This window comes from Labrys sp. ALF-8 (assembly GCF_059699065.1).
In genome coordinates this window covers 463,544-481,540 of record NZ_AP048538.1, presented here as the reverse complement: position 1 = coordinate 481,540, position 17,997 = coordinate 463,544, and the positions used below count along the sequence as shown (strand labels likewise).

Annotated in this window: 18 protein-coding genes; 12 read left to right on the top strand and 6 right to left on the bottom strand. The window is 64.1% G+C overall.

Annotated elements, in window-relative coordinates; genetic code table 11:
- Positions 1-81 precede the first annotated feature (81 nt).
- The 5 genes from AC6H34_RS22080 to AC6H34_RS22060 all read left to right on the top strand — a co-directional run bounded on the left by AC6H34_RS22080 (position 82) and on the right by AC6H34_RS22060 (position 4,983).
- Positions 82-246, top strand: a complete 165-nt coding sequence (locus AC6H34_RS22080; RefSeq protein WP_497540229.1) for a hypothetical protein — start codon at positions 82-84, stop codon at positions 244-246.
- A gap of 679 nt (positions 247-925) precedes the next feature.
- Positions 926-1,537 (top strand): LuxR C-terminal-related transcriptional regulator, encoded by a 612-nt coding sequence (locus AC6H34_RS22075; protein WP_448147104.1) that lies wholly within the window; start codon positions 926-928, stop codon positions 1,535-1,537.
- Between the two features lie 222 nt (positions 1,538-1,759).
- The gene (locus AC6H34_RS22070; protein ID WP_448147103.1) at positions 1,760-2,899 is read left to right on the top strand and encodes an HlyD family secretion protein; all 1,140 of its coding nucleotides are present in this window, start codon (positions 1,760-1,762) and stop codon (positions 2,897-2,899) included.
- Complete coding sequence (locus tag AC6H34_RS22065; protein WP_448147102.1) at positions 2,896-4,509, top strand: MFS transporter; 1,614 nt, start codon at positions 2,896-2,898, stop codon at positions 4,507-4,509. Before AC6H34_RS22070 ends, AC6H34_RS22065 begins: the two co-directional genes overlap by 4 nt.
- A gap of 51 nt (positions 4,510-4,560) precedes the next feature.
- A complete protein-coding gene (locus tag AC6H34_RS22060; protein ID WP_497541257.1) occupies positions 4,561-4,983 on the top strand; it encodes a secondary thiamine-phosphate synthase enzyme YjbQ in 423 nt (140 codons plus the stop codon).
- Positions 4,984-4,993: 10 nt separating this feature from the next.
- On the opposite strand, the gene AC6H34_RS22055 is transcribed toward AC6H34_RS22060, so the two are convergent.
- Positions 4,994-5,179, bottom strand: coding sequence for a hypothetical protein (locus tag AC6H34_RS22055; RefSeq protein ID WP_448147101.1), 186 nt, complete (start codon positions 5,177-5,179; stop codon positions 4,994-4,996).
- Between the two features lie 118 nt (positions 5,180-5,297).
- On the opposite strand from AC6H34_RS22055, the gene AC6H34_RS22050 reads away from it, so the two are divergent.
- Complete coding sequence (locus AC6H34_RS22050; protein WP_497540228.1) at positions 5,298-6,401, top strand: DNA topoisomerase IB; 1,104 nt, start codon at positions 5,298-5,300, stop codon at positions 6,399-6,401.
- A 77-nt stretch (positions 6,402-6,478) separates the two neighbouring features.
- On the opposite strand, the gene AC6H34_RS22045 is transcribed toward AC6H34_RS22050, so the two are convergent.
- The 4 genes from AC6H34_RS22045 to AC6H34_RS22030 are packed head-to-tail and all read right to left on the bottom strand — an operon-like array spanning position 6,479 to position 10,114.
- Positions 6,479-7,369 carry an efflux RND transporter periplasmic adaptor subunit gene (locus AC6H34_RS22045; RefSeq protein WP_497540227.1) on the bottom strand — a complete coding sequence of 297 codons (891 nt, stop codon included), beginning with the start codon at positions 7,367-7,369 and terminating at the stop codon, positions 6,479-6,481.
- Positions 7,366-7,575 (bottom strand): DUF1656 domain-containing protein, encoded by a 210-nt coding sequence (locus AC6H34_RS22040; protein ID WP_448147098.1) that lies wholly within the window; start codon positions 7,573-7,575, stop codon positions 7,366-7,368. Before AC6H34_RS22040 ends, AC6H34_RS22045 begins: the two co-directional genes overlap by 4 nt.
- On the bottom strand, positions 7,572-9,656 hold the full coding sequence (locus tag AC6H34_RS22035; protein WP_497541256.1) for an FUSC family protein: 2,085 nt from the start codon (positions 9,654-9,656) through the stop codon (positions 7,572-7,574). Before AC6H34_RS22035 ends, AC6H34_RS22040 begins: the two co-directional genes overlap by 4 nt.
- A 2-nt stretch (positions 9,657-9,658) precedes the next feature.
- Positions 9,659-10,114, bottom strand: coding sequence for a MarR family winged helix-turn-helix transcriptional regulator (locus AC6H34_RS22030; protein WP_448147097.1), 456 nt, complete (start codon positions 10,112-10,114; stop codon positions 9,659-9,661).
- Between the two features lie 144 nt (positions 10,115-10,258).
- On the opposite strand from AC6H34_RS22030, the gene AC6H34_RS22025 reads away from it, so the two are divergent.
- Together AC6H34_RS22025 and AC6H34_RS22020 are read left to right on the top strand one after the other, a co-directional pair.
- Entirely contained in the window at positions 10,259-11,158 is a 900-nt protein-coding gene (locus AC6H34_RS22025; RefSeq protein WP_497540226.1) for a hypothetical protein, read from the top strand.
- Between the two features lie 90 nt (positions 11,159-11,248).
- Positions 11,249-11,944 carry a helix-turn-helix transcriptional regulator gene (locus AC6H34_RS22020; protein ID WP_448147095.1) on the top strand — a complete coding sequence of 232 codons (696 nt, stop codon included), beginning with the start codon at positions 11,249-11,251 and terminating at the stop codon, positions 11,942-11,944.
- Positions 11,945-11,964: 20 nt separating this feature from the next.
- Here AC6H34_RS22020 and AC6H34_RS22015 read toward each other — a convergent pair whose 3' ends face one another.
- On the bottom strand, positions 11,965-12,711 hold the full coding sequence (locus AC6H34_RS22015; RefSeq protein WP_497540225.1) for a class I SAM-dependent methyltransferase: 747 nt from the start codon (positions 12,709-12,711) through the stop codon (positions 11,965-11,967).
- 186 nt (positions 12,712-12,897) lie between these two features.
- On the opposite strand from AC6H34_RS22015, the gene AC6H34_RS22010 reads away from it, so the two are divergent.
- From AC6H34_RS22010 to AC6H34_RS21995, 4 genes are all read left to right on the top strand, one after another.
- A complete protein-coding gene (locus tag AC6H34_RS22010; protein WP_497540224.1) occupies positions 12,898-14,190 on the top strand; it encodes an SDR family oxidoreductase in 1,293 nt (430 codons plus the stop codon).
- Positions 14,187-14,660 carry a DUF2269 family protein gene (locus AC6H34_RS22005; RefSeq protein WP_497540223.1) on the top strand — a complete coding sequence of 158 codons (474 nt, stop codon included), beginning with the start codon at positions 14,187-14,189 and terminating at the stop codon, positions 14,658-14,660. The genes AC6H34_RS22010 and AC6H34_RS22005 overlap by 4 nt, the downstream gene beginning before the upstream one ends.
- Positions 14,661-14,807: 147 nt before the next feature.
- Complete coding sequence (gene panE / locus AC6H34_RS22000; RefSeq protein WP_497540222.1) at positions 14,808-15,731, top strand: 2-dehydropantoate 2-reductase; 924 nt, start codon at positions 14,808-14,810, stop codon at positions 15,729-15,731.
- Positions 15,732-15,828: 97 nt separating this feature from the next.
- A complete protein-coding gene (locus tag AC6H34_RS21995) occupies positions 15,829-17,982 on the top strand; it encodes a hydantoinase/oxoprolinase family protein (RefSeq protein ID WP_497540221.1) in 2,154 nt (717 codons plus the stop codon).
- Positions 17,983-17,997: the final 15 nt, after the last annotated feature.

The window sequence follows — 17,997 nt, the reverse complement described above, 5'->3', positions numbered from 1 at the left end:
ACGCCTTACCAAGAATGGGCCCTGGCAACGATGGAAAAAGATCAGAATAAAGCGATACAGCTACAAACTGACAGATCTACGTTGACGATTGACGATGAAACAGGTGCCATCACCATCGACCTTGTCGCCTTTGGCCCTGTCAGGATCGTCATGACGGCCGATGGAGATATCGAGGTCGAGGGTCGCAGCATTGTCAATACGGCATACTGGGCCAACTACGCGGCCGGCGCCGTGAAGCCAGTCTGAGGCCTTCCCTTCCTCGGGCACCTGGTCCTCACCATGCCATGAGGCGCTCGCCGGGAATCGCCCGCGTCGGCACCGATATCCCTCTGCCGCGACCTCGATATCACGTCATTGGCAGCACTGCGGCTATACGTCTCTTGTCACCGGACGCTGTCACCCTGGTTCAGCCTGTCGCACGGATGCCACCAGGCGCTCCCTGCATGGCGTCCCCAAGTGATGCGCAGCGAAAGCGAGAGATCCCAAACCGCCCAGCCATAAGGCCAGTCCGAGGAATTGGCTGTCCCGCCGGTTACAGCGTCCGGGGCTCGCAGTAGAGCCATGTGCAAACCCGCACAGATTGCTCCGACGATTTGCAGCCACATCGTCAGGTCACCACATCGCCTTAACTTGGCAGGGTCTGCTCAACCACAGTGGCACTCCCCTCCCAAAGCCAAACGGTGCGGTTGTCGAACTCTGCGCCAATGTTTCTCCACAAAGAAAACAATTGGCCGCCGCAATCAACGAAGTTGCGGCAATTTGTCATCGAGTTTGAAGTCCTTGCCTAACTATGGTGAAGGGGTAGGAGGAAGCCGTGACACCGAATATTGAGCTTGGCTCGGCAATTGGTGGAGAGCGTTACTTGAGGATCCCCGTTTGTGTCATCGACAGGCGAGCATTCTGGCGTGATTGCCTCACTCAATGCTTGTCTGCATCGGAGGCAAATATCGTAGCGGAAGGCTATGACAGCGCCGAACGCTGGATCGACGCTTCCACGCATGATACCTCCGCGATCGTTCTTCTCTGCGCAGGAGGACGGGAAGCAACGGATCTGCTGGTCGAACACGACCTCGACACACTCCTCGCAGCGCATCCGGACACGAACGTCGTCATCGTGTCCGACATCGACAGTCCCGGAACCATGGTCAACGCCCTCGAAAGGGGTGCCCGCGGTTTCGTGACGATGAGTCTGAGCCTCGACGTCGCCATCGAAGCCATCCGCATCGTCAATGTAGGCGGTACCTTCGTGCCTGCCAGCGGCTTGCTGTCGGCTCGCCCGGCACCGGCGTCCCCGACCGATCAGTCGGAGGCGGGCGAGGGTCAGAGCTACTTCACCGAGCGCCAGCTTGAAATCATCGCCTGCGTGCGCAAGGGGGAGCCCAACAAGATCATCGCGCACAAGCTCAACATGACGGAGAGCACCGTGAAGGTGCATATCCGCAACATCATGCGCAAGATAAAGGCGAAGAACCGCACGGAAGTCGCATTCCTGACGAATGAGCTCCTGCTGCCCAGTGAAACGCCGCCGCGCCAGTAGTGCGGCGGCGGGCGCAAGGCTCGCTGCTTCCGATACGCCAGGGCCCGGTTGATCCCTCGATCGGGCCTCCCGTTCTCGCCCTTCCCTGGCGGTTCAGCCATGGGTGGCCGGACATCGCGGACCGGACACGGGCCAGCCCCCGTGCCATCATGGGCAGGCCCATGGACTCATTTCGCGAATTCACTATCAATGACTGCGTATGCTACGCATTTGGAGGTAGGGATGTCTGACGCCCTCGGGAAATCACCAGCTTCCGAGCCTCCCCGCCGCAGCAGCCTTTCGCGTTGGCTCTATCCCGCCCTGCGCGCCGGCTTCCTCATACTTGCCGCCTGGCTGGTCTGGTATGTAGCCGGCAATTGGAACCGCTGGACCGGCGCGGCGCGCCTCGCCACCACGGACGATTCCTACATCGCAGGCGACGTGACGCCGCTCTCGGCTCGCGTTTCGGGGTACGTCCAGAGCGTCGCCGTCCAGGATTACCAGACGGTGAAGAAGGGCGATCTCATCGCCACCATCGATCCCGCCGACTATCAGGCCCAGCTCGAACTGGCGCAGGCCAACCTGGCGGCGTCGCAGGCCAGCCTCGCCAACATCGCCAACCAGAAAAACGTTCAGAACGCGCTCATCCGCCAGGCATCCGCGAACATCACCGCCTCCGAAGCCGATGTGGAACGTTATCAGGCCGAGGCCGTGCGCCAGCGCGACCTTCTCGCCGGCGGCACCGCCGGCACGCCGCAATTCGTGGAACAGGCCGATGCAAACGCCAAGCGTGCCGTCGCGCAGAAGGCGCTGAACGAGGCACAGCTCGACCAGCAGAAGGCGCTGCTCGCCGGTCTCGACGTGCAGGAGCAGCAGGTCACGGCGCAGATCAAGGCGGCCGAGGCGCAGGTGGCGCTCGCCACCAACAATCTGAGCTACACCCGCATCCTTTCCCCCGCCGATGGCCTGCTGGGCCAGCGCCAGGTACGCCCCGGCCAGTTCGTCAACGTGGGCACGCAGGTGATCGCCGTGGTACCTCTCCCCAATATCTGGGTGACGGCGAACTACAAGGAAACGCAGATGACCAATGTCCGCCTCGGCCAAAGCGCCAAGGTGACCGTCGACGCCTTTCCCGATCTTGTGCTGACCGGCCATGTGGATGCCTGGTCACCCGGCACGGGCAGCACCTTCGCCCTGCTGCCTCCCGACAACGCAACGGGCAACTTCACCAAGGTCGTGCAGCGCGTACCCGTGAAGATCGTCCTCGACAGCAATCCCGCGCTCGGCACACTGGTGCGGCCGGGCATGTCGGTCGTCGCGACCATAGACACCGGCAGCAAGGGCTTGGACGGCGCGGCCGCGGCGGCGACCACCAAGCCATGAGGTTGCATTTTGCTCCGATCACGGCGGTGGGTGCGGTCCTTCACCCGATCTCGCATTTCCACCCACGCCTGACCGCTGACAGCCTGCGGCCCTATGTCGGCATCCTCGGCGTCCTGCTGGGTGCGATCATGTCCACGCTCGGCAGCCGCGTCACCAGCTTCGGCCTGGCGGACCTGCGTGGCGGCCTCCATCTCGGCTTCGACGAGGGAGCGTGGATGACCACCAGCTTCGCCGTGGGCCAGATGCTGGTGGGCGTGTCCTGCCCCTATCTCGGCGTTATCTTCGGCGTGCGCCGCGTGCTGCTGCTCGGCATCATCCTGCTGTTCGTGGCAAGCCTCCTGGCTCCGCTCTCACCAAATCTGGAAGCCTTCCTCGCCATGCAGTTCCTGGCGGGCGTGGGCTCGGGTACCTTCATCCCGCTCACCATCAGCTTCATCGTTCGCAGCCTCCCTGCCCGTCTCGTGGTCTACGGCATTGCCGTCTACGCCATGAACTCGGAGCTGTCGCAGAACGTCGCCGCCTCGCTCGAGGGCTGGTATGCCGACAACCTGTCCTGGCGATGGATCACCTGGCAGTATTGCGGCATGCTGCCGTTGATGTTCGCCTGTGTGTGGTACGGCATCCCTCGCGAGGACGTGAAGACGGAGCTGCTGCACCACCTCGACTGGCCGGGCCTCGCCTATGCTGGCTTGGGCTTCAGCCTGCTCTATGCAGGTCTCGACCAGGGCAACCGGCTCGATTGGACCAATAGCGGCCTGGTGAATGGCCTGCTGATTTCCGGCGCGCTGGTGACGACCGCCTTCGTCGTCAGGGAGCTCTGGGTCTCGCGTCAGCCCTTCCTCAACCTGCGCATTCTGATGCGGCACCAGCTCGTGCTGATCCTGCTCCTGCTCGCGGGCTTTCGCTTCATCATCCTCTCCACCGCCTACATCATTCCGACCTATCTGCAGTCGGTGCAGAATTTCCGGGAACTGCAGGTCGGCTCCGTGCTGCTCTGGATCGCCCTTCCCCAGCTCGCCATCGTACTGCCGCTCGGCTACATCCTGCAGCGTGTGGACGGACGCTGGGTGCTGGCGATCGGCACCACTTGCGTCGGCATTGCCTGCCTGATGGCGGCGCAACTCACCAGTTTCTGGGCCACGGACGATTTCCTCGCCTCCCAGATCCTGCAGGCCCTCGGCCAGTCTTTCGCACTCACGGCCCTGATCGTGCTAGCCGTGCAGGCCATCAATCCCGCCGACGCGCTCACCATAGGCGCCCTGCTGCAGCTCAGCCGCCTGTTCGGCGGCGAAATCGGTACCGCCTTCATGCAAACTTTCGTGCGTATGCGCGAGCAGGTTCATTCAAATCTAATCGGCCTGCATGTCGACAGCTTGGCAAGCCTGACCGCCGATCGCCTAGCGGCTTATCGCAATGCGGTAGGGACGCACACCTCGGACCTTGCCGTTGTCGCCGGGAGGGCGACGAGCCTCCTTGCGTCCGCCGTCTCCAAGCAGGCAGCGGTGCTGTCCTTCATAGACGGCTTCCTCGCTGCAGCGGTCGGCGCTTTCCTGTGCCTGCTGCTCGTCGCGATATTGCCTGGACCGCAGAAGTCGCCCTCGCCGTCCTGAAGCGCCCCAATGACGCTTGACGTCGCCGCGCCCCTGCGCCCATCAAGGCGCATGCCCCAGACAGCAATCACGATCCAGACATCCGGCCAGGGCCTTTACGAAATCACGGGCCATGCCGACGAATTCGTCCGCCGCGCCAAGGTGGAGACGGGACTCTTCACGGCCTTCGTAAGGCATACCTCTGCCTCCCTCGTCATCCAGGAAAATGCCGATCCGGATGTTAAATCCGATCTCGAGGCTTTTTTCGCACGACTGGTCCCTCCGGCGACAGATGCTTCGATGCACTACCTCGTGCATCGCCTGGAGGGCCCGGACGATATGCCGGCGCACATCAAGTCAGCCCTGACACAGACCTCGATGTCCATTCCCATCGGCAGGGGAACTCTCCTGCTGGGCACCTGGCAGGGCCTCTATCTGTTCGAGCACCGAGACCGTCCCCATCGCAGGGAGATCGTATTCCACATCGGCGCCTGACGAATACCGCTCAGGAACTCCAGAACGCAAAGAGGATGAAGCAGGCGAGAGCCGCACCGACAAAACCGCCGAGCAGCACATAGAGGACGCGATGCCCGTCGGGGCCTTGCCTGGCGGTGTCCGCGGTTATGCGAACCGGTTCCTCCCTGCCCTCGCGGGGAGCAGGCTGAACCTTGTCTTTCTCGACAGTGGACATGGCAACCTCCTGTTTCCTCTACAATCTCCGTTGACGGGCCATTGTTCCGCACGCCGGAACCGGTGGGCATGGTGCGGGTTGAATTCCGGCCAGTCATGGCAACCACCGGAGCCAGCCGATGCCAGATGCCTTGCGAGACCCCCCAAGCGAAATTGAACTGGCCGCAGAGGAAGCGGGGCTTCGATATGTCGGCGACGAGGAGCCCGGGATCCATCGGCGCCGGGCCGGCAAGGGATTTCGTTATACCCGCCGAAACGGCACCCCCATCCGGGAAAGCGCGATCTTGACCCGTATCCACAAGCTGGCCCTCCCGCCGGCGTGGACGGATGTCTGGATCTCCCCCTTCTCCAGCGGCCATATCCAGGCTACCGGCCGCGATGCGAAGGGGCGGAAGCAATATCGCTATCACCCCGCGTTTCGCGCGCTTCGTGAGGCCAACAAGTTCGAGCACATGGCGACGTTCGCCCGCGCCTTGCCCGCTATACGCCGCAAGGTGGACGAACACATGGCATTGCCTTCGCTATGTCGGGAGAAGGTGCTGGCCAGCGTGGTACATCTCCTCGAATGCACGCTCATTCGGATCGGTAACGACGAATATGCCCGCCACAACAAGAGCTTCGGGTTGACCACTTTGAAGAACCGGCATGCGAGGGTGGACGGCAGCGAGGTGCGGTTCCAATTCACTGGCAAGAGCGGCAAGAAATGGTCTCTCGGCATCAGGGACCGACGCGTGGCAAGGATCATCCGCTCCTGCCAGGAACTACCCGGCCAGCAGCTCCTGCAGTACAGGAGCGTCAATGGCGAGATCCATGGCGTGAGTTCGACCGACGTCAACGACTACCTGCATGAGATTTCCGGCGAGGAGATCTCGGCCAAGGATTTTCGCACCTGGGCCGGCACCATACTGGCGGCGCTGGCCCTCAATGAACTCGAACGCTTCGACAGCCAGGCCCAGGCCAAGCGCAACCTCAAGGCAGCCATCGAGACGGTGGCGGCGAGGCTTGGAAACACCCCGGCAATCTGCCGGAAGTGCTACGTGCACCCCGAAATCCTCAACGTCTATCTCGACGGCGATCTCATGCTGAACATCCGATCGGAGGCGGCGCGGGAACTGAAGGAAGACCTTCCTCGGCTGCAGCCGGAGGAAGCCGCGGTACTGGCGCTGCTTCATCGCAGGCTCGCGGCCAGATCTGCGGAACAAAGGGCTGGGCCAGCGGTTTGACAGCCAAGTCCGGATGCCCGTTCCCCCGCTGGTGTCCCAGAGAATGCCGGCGCCCGCCGAGGCGTCCGGCATTCTCGTCACAGGCGCGCCGTCGCGGGAGCCGGAGACTTGACCATCACCGTCGCCGTCTGGCCCGCAACGAGGCTCACGCCGTCCGGTATCTTGTCGAGGGCGATGCGGATGGGCACGCGCTGAGCCAGGCGCACCCATGAGAACGTAGGATTGATGTTCGCAAGCAGTTTTGAGCCATCGCTGCGCTCGCGATCCTCGATACCACCGGCGATGCTCTCGACATGTCCCGTGATCGTGGCAGGCTGGCCCATCAGATGGATATCCACGGGATCGCCCACCGCGATGCGCGGAAGCTTGGTTTCCTCGAAATAGCCTTCCACGCGCAATGTATCGGTGTCGAGCAGCGCCATCACGGCCTTGCCGGCATTGACGTAGTCGCCCTCGTTGAGATCGAGATTGGTGATGACGCCGTTCGCGGGAGCCTTGATCTCTGACCTCTCCAGATTGAGGCGCGCGACGCCCTGGTTGGCGACGGCCTGCGCATAGCTGGCGGCGGCCACGTCCTGGGCCGCCTGTGCCTGCTCGATCTTCTGCGCGGAGGTCACATCCTTGCCGAGTTCGCTGTAGCGGGCGAAATCCCGCTGGGCCTGGGCCAACGTGGCCTTCGCCCCGGCTACTGCCGCATCGGCCTGTTCCAGCGCAAGCTCGAAGCGCTTGCCGTCGATTCTCAGCAGGACGTCGCCGTGATGGACGGCCTGGTTGTCATGCACCAGCACCTCGCTGACGAGACCGGAAACATCGGGCGTCACGCCGATGATGTCGGCCCGCACATGGCCGTCCCGGGTCCAGGGATCGTTCATATAGTAGTCCCAAAGCCGCCAGCCGGTACCAGCTGCGATGACGACGATGATGAGAGTGATGAGGACGCGCCCCACCGAGGCAAAAAAGCGTTTCACGACACGAACCGTTGAGACAAGGAGAAGAGTCCACTCAGGACTATGACGAACAAGGCGAGATCGAACAGCGAGCGATGCCAGACGAGGCGATAGAAGCCTGCCTTGGCGAGCACGGTCCGGGCGAAGAGATCGATGGCGATGGCGGCGAGTGCGAGAACCATGAGGCTCGGCACATAGACGCCGAAAATATCGATGTCCGCATTCATGAGGCGAGTTCCAATTCAGCTTGTGGGGACACGGCACCGGCCCCTGCCGGCACCAGGGTTACGGGCGGCGGAGCATCGGCGAACAGGCCGCGCCGCAGGCCCACGAAGGCCTGCAGCACCCGGCGCCTGTTCGCTCCTTCCGGCATCCGCTGTGTGATCTCCGCCAACGCCGCGTCGATCGAAGCCAGGAGCTGGGCATAGGGCGCCACTGGCTTCCCGCTGGCCGCGCACTCGGCATAGAGATGGGCGACGGTGTCCAGAACCTCCTGGAGCAGCCGCTCCTGGGACGCCGGAAGGCTTCTCCGCACGCGCTGCAGGTCGAGCACGTTGATGCCCACCCGCAATTCCTGGAGGAGATCGGCGGCCGCGATGTTCCCGGTCTCGTCGGCAGCCAGGCGCGGCACGAGCTGGCCGAGCCGGTCGAAGACACGGCCGGCGAAACGATCCGGATCCTCGTTGCGCCCTCCGCGCGAGGTGGCGGCAATGTCGGCCCACCCTGCCCTGATCAGGCGCCGCGCCACGAAGGCTGCACCGAAGGGACGGGTCGCCAAGGTCCAGGCCAGGGCAAAGACACCGCCCGCCACCGAGGCGATGTTGCCGTTGATGAAGCTGTCGAAGTCGGCGCTGTAGTTGGCCTGGAGGCCGACGAAGGACGCCGTGTTCACTGCCAGCAGCATGGCGATCATGGTGAATTGCGGCCTCGATACCAGCGTACCGACGAAGATGAAGGGGATCGCGAACATAACCACCAGGCCGACGAAATCGTGCGCCAGCGGCAGCAGCGCGAAGAGATAGACCGCGGAAGCACCCACGCTCACCGCCATCCACAGCGTGAAGCTGCGAATCTGGCTGGCCGGATCGTCGATGGCCGCGAAGAAGGAGCAGCCGACCGCCGTCATGATCACGCAGCCGGCACCTTCGCTCCATCCCGTGCCAATCCAGAGGAAGCCGGCAAGGATCGTGGCGAGCACCACGGAACCCGCCGAGAAGACGAGCAGGGCGAAGTCGTAATGGCGCGCCTTGCCGACGGTTCTCCGGGAACGGAAGGCAGGCCTCCATTTGCCGGCGCGGTCGCCGAGTTCGATCCTGCGTTTGAGCTGGCGGCAATCCTCCCAGAGGTCCACGAGTTCCCTGAGCCGTTCGAGCGCGCTCGAAAGAAGGAGGCCGTCCCATTGCGTGCCGCGCTCACCGCTTGGTTCGAGAGCGGCGATCCGTCCCTCAAGATCGTCGACCGCATGGCTCGTCTGCTCGGCCGGCGAGAGCATCCAAGCCTGGACGTCCCGCCTCAAGGCCTCGAATTCAGCCGTGTCCGCACCGACCTCCCGCAGGGCGGCGACGCGATCGTCCAGGGACGAAAGGATCGGCAGAAGCAACGCCATGCGTCCGCGCAACTCGTGAGCGGCGCGAACCGTGTCGCGATTGGCGGCGTCATAGCCGAGTTGGCTGATGAGCATGTCCATGCTGCGGATGTCGGCGGCAAGACGCTGGCGTTCCAGCGACGCCCCGAGCCCGTGCTCGCCGCGCAGGAGCGACCCGGCCCAGGCGCCGGCATCGCGCAACCAGCGTTCGACCTGGGCGCCCAGCACGGGACCGACCCGCGTCGGGAAAAACAGCGAGTTGACCACTGCAGCGCAAACGATGCCGAGCGTGATCTCTTCCGAACGGGCAACGGCGACATCGAAGATGGTGCCGGGCGCGTTGACCGCTGGCAGGGCGATCAGCGGCAGGCTGTAGCCCGCCAGCATGAAGACATAGCCGCGCGGCGTCCGGTCGAGCAGCGACACGAACAGGAACAGGCCGGTCCACAGGCCGATCACGATGATGAAGAGCTCCGGAGCGGTCGCGAAGACGGGAAGCAGAAGCACCGAACCCGCTGCACCGATGAAGGTGCCGAGTGCGCGGTAGAGAGCCTTGGACGTGGTTGCGCCGGAGAGGGGGTTGGCGACGACGTAGACGGCCGCCATGGCCCAATAGGGACGCTCCAGCCCGGCGGCGAGCGCGATATAGAGCGCCAGCATCGCGGCGATGAAGGCCTTCAGGGAGAAGAGCCATTCGCGCCAGCTCGGCAGGGAGAGGCCCATCGTCACGAGACTGCCTCCTCCTGCTGGCGGACAACCGCCTGCTCGATCGCCGCGAAGACGCGAAGGGTAGCCTCGATATCGCTCTGGCCGAGATGGCCGAGCACCCTGCTGCGCAGCGCGACGAGTTCGCTCTCGATCTGCAGCGTCACCTCTTCGCCCAGCGGCGTGAGCCACAATGTCTTGGAACGCCGGTCGATGCCTTCGCGCCGTTCGATCAGGCCGTTGGCACAGAGCTGGTCGAGCAGGCGCACCAGGGAAGCGCCCTCGATGCCGATCTCATCCGCCACCGCTATCTGGTTTATGCCGCCGCCGCTGCGCCCGATGGTGATCAACGGCACGGCGCAGGCCTCGGATATGCCATGGGCCGTGACGATATCGCGGACGAGCCGCCGCCATTGGCGCCCGACTTGCTGCGTCTTGCTGGTGAGCGTGAAGAGGAGGGAGTCGATTTTGTTCATGAGCTAATAATTAGCATCCTAATTAAAAGCATGCAATCAAAACTCCGCGAGCGCCTGGAAGCGCAGGAACGGTGCAGGGAATTTCATCGTTGCAATACAAAGCCTTCGGCAGTCCCCTTCTCGTCGGACTGGAGGACATCCGGTATGAGTCGTAACCCGCAAGGCTTCGAAGTTAAGCCCGCCGAAGGTGGGAAGGTCGGGGCAACCACTGTCTTTCCCTATGACCGCATGACGGTGGAGCGCTTTCGCGCCGCCTTTCCGCGCGCCCGCTGGCGTGACGACCTGAAAGCCTGGTTCGTGCCCGGCGTCCGGGCGGTTTCGCGTCTCGACCGCTGGCTGGATCGCGAACTCGGTTCGGTGCTTGCTTACGCGGACGAGCGCGGCCGGGATGCCTTTCGGTTCGAACCGATTGAGAGCCCGTATCTGGCCGCGCGGGACGATATCGAGATCCGCACGCCCTACTCCCGGACCATCATCGAGGAACTGCGCAAGGTCCCCTGGGCCCGGTGGGACGAGGAGATGAAGGCCTGGCGTGTCCCTTATCGCTCGTGGCACGAACTCAGCCGGTTTTGGCCGGCAATCGAGGAAGCCGCCCGGCGCAATGAACCGGAGACACGGCGAAGGCGCCACGAGGAACGGCGGGGCACGGCCGAGCACGAGGAGGCAAAGGTGCAGGCTAGCGAACGGCGACGCCATCGCTACCCCGTGCCCGCAGGTGATCTGCCGCCACCCGACCGCATCGTCATGACGATCCACGGGGCCGTCCTGTTCATCGACGTCACCGGGGAAATTGCGGAGGACGCCATCGTCAGCCGCTTTTACCCGGGCATAGCGACGGGGATGGGGACGCTGGTCTGGGGCCTGTGGCACAAACCGACCCACGCGGAACTGGTTGCGGCCTGGCCGTCTCACTGGCCACCGAGCGAACGCGAGCTGGCGCGCGGCTGGTGGTCTCCCACCCTGGATGAATTGCGCGAGGAACGCCGCAAGACCCGTTCCTCGGAGCGGGCCCGCGCGACTCGTGCCGCCGGAGGCACGAACTGAGGACTCTCCCTCGACGCAACCGTTCGCCTCTCCTGACATTTTCCGTCAGCACATGCGATAGAATAGCCCGCTCAACCGGATATCTCTGCCATGGCGAGGACAAGCCGCCTTCTCACTTTGCTCCAGATCCTGCGCGGCAAGCACTTGCCGGCAACCGCCGCCTCTCTGGCAGCCGAACTCGAGGTGTCCGAGCGAACACTTTACCGGGACATCGCCGAATTGGTGGCCCAGGGGGCTCCGATCTATGGAGAGGCCGGAGTCGGCTATGTTCTGCGGCCAGGCCTCTTCCTGCCGCCCTTGATGCTGTCGGCCGACGAGACCGAGGCGATCGTCCTCGGCCTGCGCTATGTCGATCAGCGGGGAGACCCCGTTCTCAGCCAGGCAGCCCACGACGCCCTCGCGAAGATCGAGGCGGTTCTGCCACCGGCGATGCGCGAGACGGCGCAAAATCCCGTCGCCCATCCGGGACCTCCCTTGCGACGATATCCCGATGAACCGGTCGAGTTGAAGGCCTATCGCTCTGCCATCCGGGCCCAAGCAAAGCTGCGTATCACCTATCGCGATCTTGCGGGGCAACCCTCGTCGCGCGTGGTCTGGCCGATCGCGCTCGGCTTCATGGAAGAGGTGCGCATGCTGGCGGCCTGGTGCGAACTGCGCCAGGACTTTCGCCATTTTCGGACCGATCGCATCGCCACCGCCGAGGAAACGGGCGAGCGTTATCCCGGCTACCGGTCAGCCCTGGTCAAGGCGTGGCGATCGGCGCGCCTGCATCGTGACGACCGCTGATCCCGGAAGGCCTGCCCTGTTCATCGAATGATCGTGGCCGTGCTCTCCACCGTCTCGGTGATCATCCCGTTCTCGCTGAAAGGCGCCAGCACCTCGCGGCCCTCGTCCAGTGCCGCCTCGATCCTGTCCCCCAGAATGGCGGGCGAGGTCGAGGAAAATGAAAGGATGCGCTGGACCAGATCCTCGGCGGGAATGGTCTGTTCGGTCAGGACCACGATCTTCTCGCTCACCGCAAAACGTGTCCCGGCGAAGAAGGCCGGCAGGTCGATGTGGGACCGATCCGGCTTGGCCTGGCCCCAGCGCACGCGCAGGGCATCATAGGCGTCGCGCCATTTGTTGCGGCCGTCCCTGGCCGTACTCGAAGCACAGACGGCGATGGCGCCGCCGGGCGCCACGAGCCGCGAAAGAACGACCTTGGTCGGCCCTGGATCCATCCAGTGCAAGGCACGGCCGATCGTGACGACATCAAAGGCTCCCGCATCCGCAGGAAGAGATTCGGCCGTGCCTTCGATGAGGGTGATCGGGCGGGCGGCCCTCGCCGAAGCCTGTCGCGCGAGGGCGAGCATGGCGGGCTCGGGATCCACCGCCGTAACGGGACCGGCATAGGGCGCAAACCCGAGGGCGATCAGTCCCGGACCGGTGCCCAGATCGATGAGCGAGGTTTCGGGCGTGATGCCGAGTGCCGAAACGATCTTCTCGAAGAAGGCTGCGGGATACGGCGCCCGAAAGCGTTCGTAGAAATCAACTGTCGAGGCAAAGCGGCTCACCCTTGAAACTCCATCGTCAATATCAACCTTGAAACAATTGCCGACTTTGGGAATGCGAAATGACGTTTTGATGGCAAGGTCGAGATTTCCGTACGTCGCCGCCGGATGTTTCCCGCGAGTGCTGCGAAGAGCTACCTCGGCGGTTCGCTCCTTGCCTCTGCACCCCAAACAAGGCAAAGGGCTCCCATGCGCGTTCTCGTTCCCGGCGGCTACGGCTTCATCGGTTCGGCTGTCGTTTCGGCCCTGCTGGCGGCCGGCCATGAGGTTACGGGGCTCGGCCGCTCGGTCGCCCAGGCGAGACTGCGCCAGCCTCGCGCCCGTTGGCTGCGGCACGACCTCAAGGAACTCGTCTCGGCGCAGGCCTGGCTGCCGCTGATCGAGGGCATCGATGCGGTCGTCAACGCCGCCGGGGTGCTGCAGGACGGCCCGGGCGACGATGTGATGGTCACGCAGTCGCTCGCGATGGTCGCGCTATTCCAGGCCTGCGCGGAAGCAGGTGTTCCACGCTTCGTGCAGATCTCGGCGGCAGGGGCCTCGGCGGATGCCGAGACCGTCTTCATGCGCTCGAAGGGCATGGCCGACGAAGCGCTGCAGGCATCGGACCTGGAGTGGACGATCCTGCGTCCCGGCCTCGTCCTGGGTGCGCAGGCCTATGGCGGCAGCGCCCTGCTGCATGCCCTCGCCGGCCTTCCCTTCTTCTCGCCCCTGCCGCCAGTTCCCTCGATCCGGTCGGTGGCTCTGGACGAGGTCGCAGGCATTGTCGTGGCGGCGGCCGAAGGAAAAATACCCACCCGGCGGATCTATGATCTCGTCGAAGACGAGCCCCACGGCCTCGCTGATATCGTCGGGCACATTCGCAGCCGCCTGGGCTTCCCGCCGGCGCGGCCGTTGCCTCTGCCGCCTTGGCTCCTTGGCCTGCTCTTCCGGTTGGGCGATGCCGCGAGTTGGCTGGGCTGGCGGCCGCCGCTTCGCACCACGTCGCTGCGACAGATCCTGGCGGGCATCGACGGCGATCCCAGGCCACTGGCGGCAGCGACCGGCCGCTCCCGCAAACCGCTGCCGGAGATCCTCGCCGTGATGGACGGCTCGGCCAGAAGCCGCTGGTTCGCCCATCTCTTCCTGCTGAAGCCGATCATCATCCTGACACTTGGCCTGTTCTGGCTCGCCTCCGGAATCATCGGCTTGATCCATTATGACGTGGCGACGGCAGTTCTCACCAGCCGCGGCTTTTCAGCGGGTGTCGCAGGTCTTGCCGTCCACGGCGGCGCGCTGGTCGATATAGCGCTCGGAGCGGGAATGCTATGCCGCCGCACCATGCCTGCCGCCTGCATCGGCATGGTCGGGGTGACCGCCTTCTATCTGCTGGCTGGCACCTTGTTCACCCCGGACCTATGGCTCGACCCGCTAGGCCCCTTCGTCAAGACCCTGCCGGCGGCGGTGCTTGCCCTCGTCGCACTCGCCATCAGGGATGCGAGATGACCTTTGCCGCGTTTCTCCTGTGGCTGCATGTGATCGGCGCCACCGTGCTCCTCGGTACAGGCGCCGGGATCGCCTTCTTCATGCTCATGGCGCATCGCACGGGCGATCCGAAGATCATTGCCCATGTCGCCGGCGCGGTGGTGATCGCCGATCTCGTCTTCACGGCTTCAGCCGTGGTGGCCCAGCCGATCACCGGCGCGATGCTCGCCCTTGAGATCGGCTGGCCGATGGACTCGGGATGGATACTCGCCTCGCTGGCTCTCTACGCGCTCACCGGGCTGTTCTGGCTGCCGGTGGTCGTCATACAGGTCAGGATGCGCGATCTCGCGCGCCAGGCAGTCAGAGAAAAATCCTCTTTGCCTGCAGACTATTACAGCCTTTTTCGCATCTGGTTTGCCTGCGGCTTCCCAGCCTTCGGTGCAGTGCTCGGCATCCTCTGGCTCATGCTCTCCAAGCCGCAATTCGGCTAGGAACCTGCCGGACCGCTTGCAGCATATAATTTACGGGCATATACCCGCTTATAATTCAGACGATCGTTCGGCCTGATGGCGGCTCACGAAACCGACCTTTGGTCAGGAGCGCTTCATCGAGCCATCGATACTTTTCTTGGAGAGGTCATGCGCATTTTGATTGTCGGCGCCGGTTCGACCGGCGGCTATTTCGGGGGACGCCTGGTCCAGGCCGGCCGCGACGTCGCCTTCCTCGTTCGGCCGACTCGTGCCGAACGGCTGCACGAGAGGGGCCTGGAGATCGTCAGCCCGCTCGGCGATGCAACCCTTCATCCACGGCTTGTGACGGCCGAAGCCATCGACGGCCCCTACGACGCCGTGCTGCTGGCCGTGAAGGCCTACGCCCTCGAAGCCGCGCTCGACGATCTTGCGCCCGCCGTCGGTCCGGAAACCATGATCCTCCCGGTGCTCAACGGCATGAAGCACGTCGGCGTCATCAGGGCTCGTTTCGGCGACAAGGCATTGGCGGGCTGCGTGTGCAAGATCGCGGCAACCATCGACGAGCAAGGTCGCATCGTCCAGCTCACGAGGCTTCAGGAACTGGCCTATGGCGAGATGGATGGTGCGCGTTCCGATCGCATTTTGAGGTTCGACGCGGCGGCAACGGGCGCAGGATTCGATGCCAGGCTGTCAGATGACATCGAACGTGAAATGTGGGGCAAGTGGATCATGCTCGCCAGCCTCGGCGGCATATGCTGCCTGATGCGGGCCAGTGTCGGCGAGATAGAGGCGGCCACGGGAGGCACTCTCTTCGTGCGGCGGCTCTTCGACGAGGTCGTCAAGGTGGTGGAAGCGGCAGGCAAGCTGCCTAGCGCGGCCTTCCTCACCGGGACACTCGCCATGCTGACGGAGAAAGGCTCGCCCATGGCTTCGTCCATGTACCGGGACCTGCAGAAGGGGGCGCCCATCGAGGCAGAACAGATCATCGGGGACCTGCTGACGAGGGGCCGGGACGCTGGCCTCGAAACACCCTTGCTGCAAACAACTTATGCCAATCTCATGATCTATCAGAAGAGGAGGTCCGAGCGCTGACGCCCTGTCGGCGCTCACCGATAGTGACCCCAGGCACATAGCGGTTCGTGTCTCCCTTTGCCTAACCTGTTCCGGTTCACAGGGGACAGGGACCGCGATGACCACGACAAGCGCAGAAGCAGTCGGCACTCCCATCGTCATCGGCATCGACGCCGGCGGCACGATGACCGATACGATCCTCGTCGACGGCAACGGCCACTTCAAGATCGGCAAGGCCGCCACGACGCCGCGCGATGAATCGGAGGGCTTCATCGCCTCGGCCGCCGATGCCGCCGATGCCTGGGGGATCTCGCTGGAAGACCTGTTCTCGGGCATCGACGTCGTGCTGTATTCTGGCACCGGCATGCTCAACACCCTGCTTTCGCGCACGGGGCGCAAGCTCGGCCTCATCACGACCAAGGGCCTGGAGGATATGATCCTGATGGGCCGGGGACTGCAGGCCTGGGCCGACTATTCCTATGCCGACCGACTGCATGCCATCACCCACCACCATCCCGACCCGCTGGTGCCGCGTCGGCGCACCCATGGCGTGACCGAGCGCGTCGACCAGTTCGGCGACGTCATCATCCCCCTCTATGAACACGAAGTCGTCGCGGCCGTGCGCAAGCTCATCGCCGACAAGGTGGATGCCATCTGCATCATGACGGTGTTCGCCCATGTGAACCCGGCGCATGAAAAGCGCATCGCCGAGATCGCTCGCGAGGAAATCGCCAGGGCCGGAACCGAGACGCTCGTCTACACCAGCCACGAGGTCCGCCCCGTCATCCGCGAGCAGTCGCGCCTGAACTCGGTGCTGATCGAGGCCTATGCCACATCGAGGGGGCGCAAGCAGCTCAAGGGCATCGAGGACATTTCGAAGAGGCATGGCTACCGCTATCGCGTGCAGACCCTGCTCTCCTTCGGCGGCCTCACCTCGATCGACCATCCGCGCCTGCACGAGACCATGATATCGGGTCCGATCGGCGGAATCCTCGGTGCGGCCTATGTCGGCAAGCTGATCGGCAACGACTCGCTGATCTGCTCGGACATGGGGGGCACCTCCTTCGACATGGGCGTGATCACCCGCGGCCAGACCCGCATAGAGAACGAACCGATCATGGACCGGTTCAAGCTGAACGTTCCAACACTGCATCTCGACACCATCGGTGCCGGCGCCGGCATGATCCTCAAGGTCGATCCCTTGACGAAGAAGATCAGCCTGGGGCCGGAGAGCGCCGGCTCGGATCCCGGCCCGATCTGTTTCAACCGTGGCGGCACACGCCCGACCATCGCCGATTGCGACGCCATTCTCGGGCGTCTGAACCCTGATTATTTCCTCGGCGGCAAGGTCAAGCTGGATGTCCAAAAGGCCACCAGGGCCTTCAGGGAACAATGCGCCGACATTCTGGGCGTGCCCCTTCATGAGGCAGCGGAAGGCATGATCGACATGCTGGAGGCCGACGCCAACAATGCGCTGCGCCGCGTGATCTCGGGCCAGGGCATCCACCCCTCGGAATTCACCCTGCTGTCCTATGGCGGCTCAGGCCCTCTCCATCTCGCCGGCTGCAGCCGAGGCATCGGCTTCAAGGACATCATCACCTTCCAGTTCGCAGCCGCCTTCTCGGCCTTCGGCTGCACCACGGCCGACTACATGCGCCGCCACTCGATCTCGACGCAGATCGATGTGCCGAGCAATGCGGACGATGCCGCGCTCGAGGCCTTTGCCAGGAGAATCTCCGGCGTATGGCACGAGTTGCGCCAGGCCGCCGTCGCCGAGATGCTCGCCGACGGACACGCTCGGGAGAAGATCAGGACGGTCCCCTTCCTGATGATGCGCTACACGGGGCAGTTGGAGGACGTCGAAGTCGCCGCGCCCATGGAGCAGGCCAGCACGGCTGAGGACATGCGCCATATCATCGACGCCTTCGAGGACGTCTACGGCAAGATCAACCACCGCGTCTCGCGTTACGGCTCGGCTGGCTATTCGGTGATGGAGCTTGGCCTGATCGCCACCGCCGACAAGGTCAAGCCCGTGCTGCTCAAGCGCCCGCTCGGCAGCGCCGATCCCGGATCAGCCCACAAGGGCAGGCGCGAGGCCTATCTCGGTGGGCGCTGGCACAAGGCGGACCTCTACGAGATGGACCGCCTGCAGCCCGGCCACGAGGTCGACGGGCCGGCGATCATCGAGCATCCCGCGACTACACTGGTGGTGCATCCCGGCGACAGCGTCTTCGTCGACGAGTGGACGCTGCTGCATTACCGTCACGCTTGAGCGAAGAGGAATAAG

Coding starts and splice junctions, on each gene's coding strand:
- AC6H34_RS22050 (WP_497540228.1), top strand. CDS start 5,298: ATGCCAGATGCCTTGCGAGACCCCCCAAGCGAAATTGAACTGGCCGCA.
- AC6H34_RS22030 (WP_448147097.1), bottom strand. CDS start 10,114: ATGAACAAAATCGACTCCCTCCTCTTCACGCTCACCAGCAAGACGCAG.
- AC6H34_RS22020 (WP_448147095.1), top strand. CDS start 11,249: ATGGCGAGGACAAGCCGCCTTCTCACTTTGCTCCAGATCCTGCGCGGC.
- AC6H34_RS22060 (WP_497541257.1), top strand. CDS start 4,561: ATGCCCCAGACAGCAATCACGATCCAGACATCCGGCCAGGGCCTTTAC.
- AC6H34_RS22010 (WP_497540224.1), top strand. CDS start 12,898: ATGCGCGTTCTCGTTCCCGGCGGCTACGGCTTCATCGGTTCGGCTGTC.
- AC6H34_RS22005 (WP_497540223.1), top strand. CDS start 14,187: ATGACCTTTGCCGCGTTTCTCCTGTGGCTGCATGTGATCGGCGCCACC.
- AC6H34_RS22070 (WP_448147103.1), top strand. CDS start 1,760: ATGTCTGACGCCCTCGGGAAATCACCAGCTTCCGAGCCTCCCCGCCGC.
- AC6H34_RS22055 (WP_448147101.1), bottom strand. CDS start 5,179: ATGTCCACTGTCGAGAAAGACAAGGTTCAGCCTGCTCCCCGCGAGGGC.
- AC6H34_RS21995 (WP_497540221.1), top strand. CDS start 15,829: ATGACCACGACAAGCGCAGAAGCAGTCGGCACTCCCATCGTCATCGGC.
- AC6H34_RS22035 (WP_497541256.1), bottom strand. CDS start 9,656: ATGGGCCTCTCCCTGCCGAGCTGGCGCGAATGGCTCTTCTCCCTGAAG.
- panE (WP_497540222.1), top strand. CDS start 14,808: ATGCGCATTTTGATTGTCGGCGCCGGTTCGACCGGCGGCTATTTCGGG.
- AC6H34_RS22065 (WP_448147102.1), top strand. CDS start 2,896: ATGAGGTTGCATTTTGCTCCGATCACGGCGGTGGGTGCGGTCCTTCAC.
- AC6H34_RS22025 (WP_497540226.1), top strand. CDS start 10,259: ATGAGTCGTAACCCGCAAGGCTTCGAAGTTAAGCCCGCCGAAGGTGGG.
- AC6H34_RS22040 (WP_448147098.1), bottom strand. CDS start 7,575: ATGAATGCGGACATCGATATTTTCGGCGTCTATGTGCCGAGCCTCATG.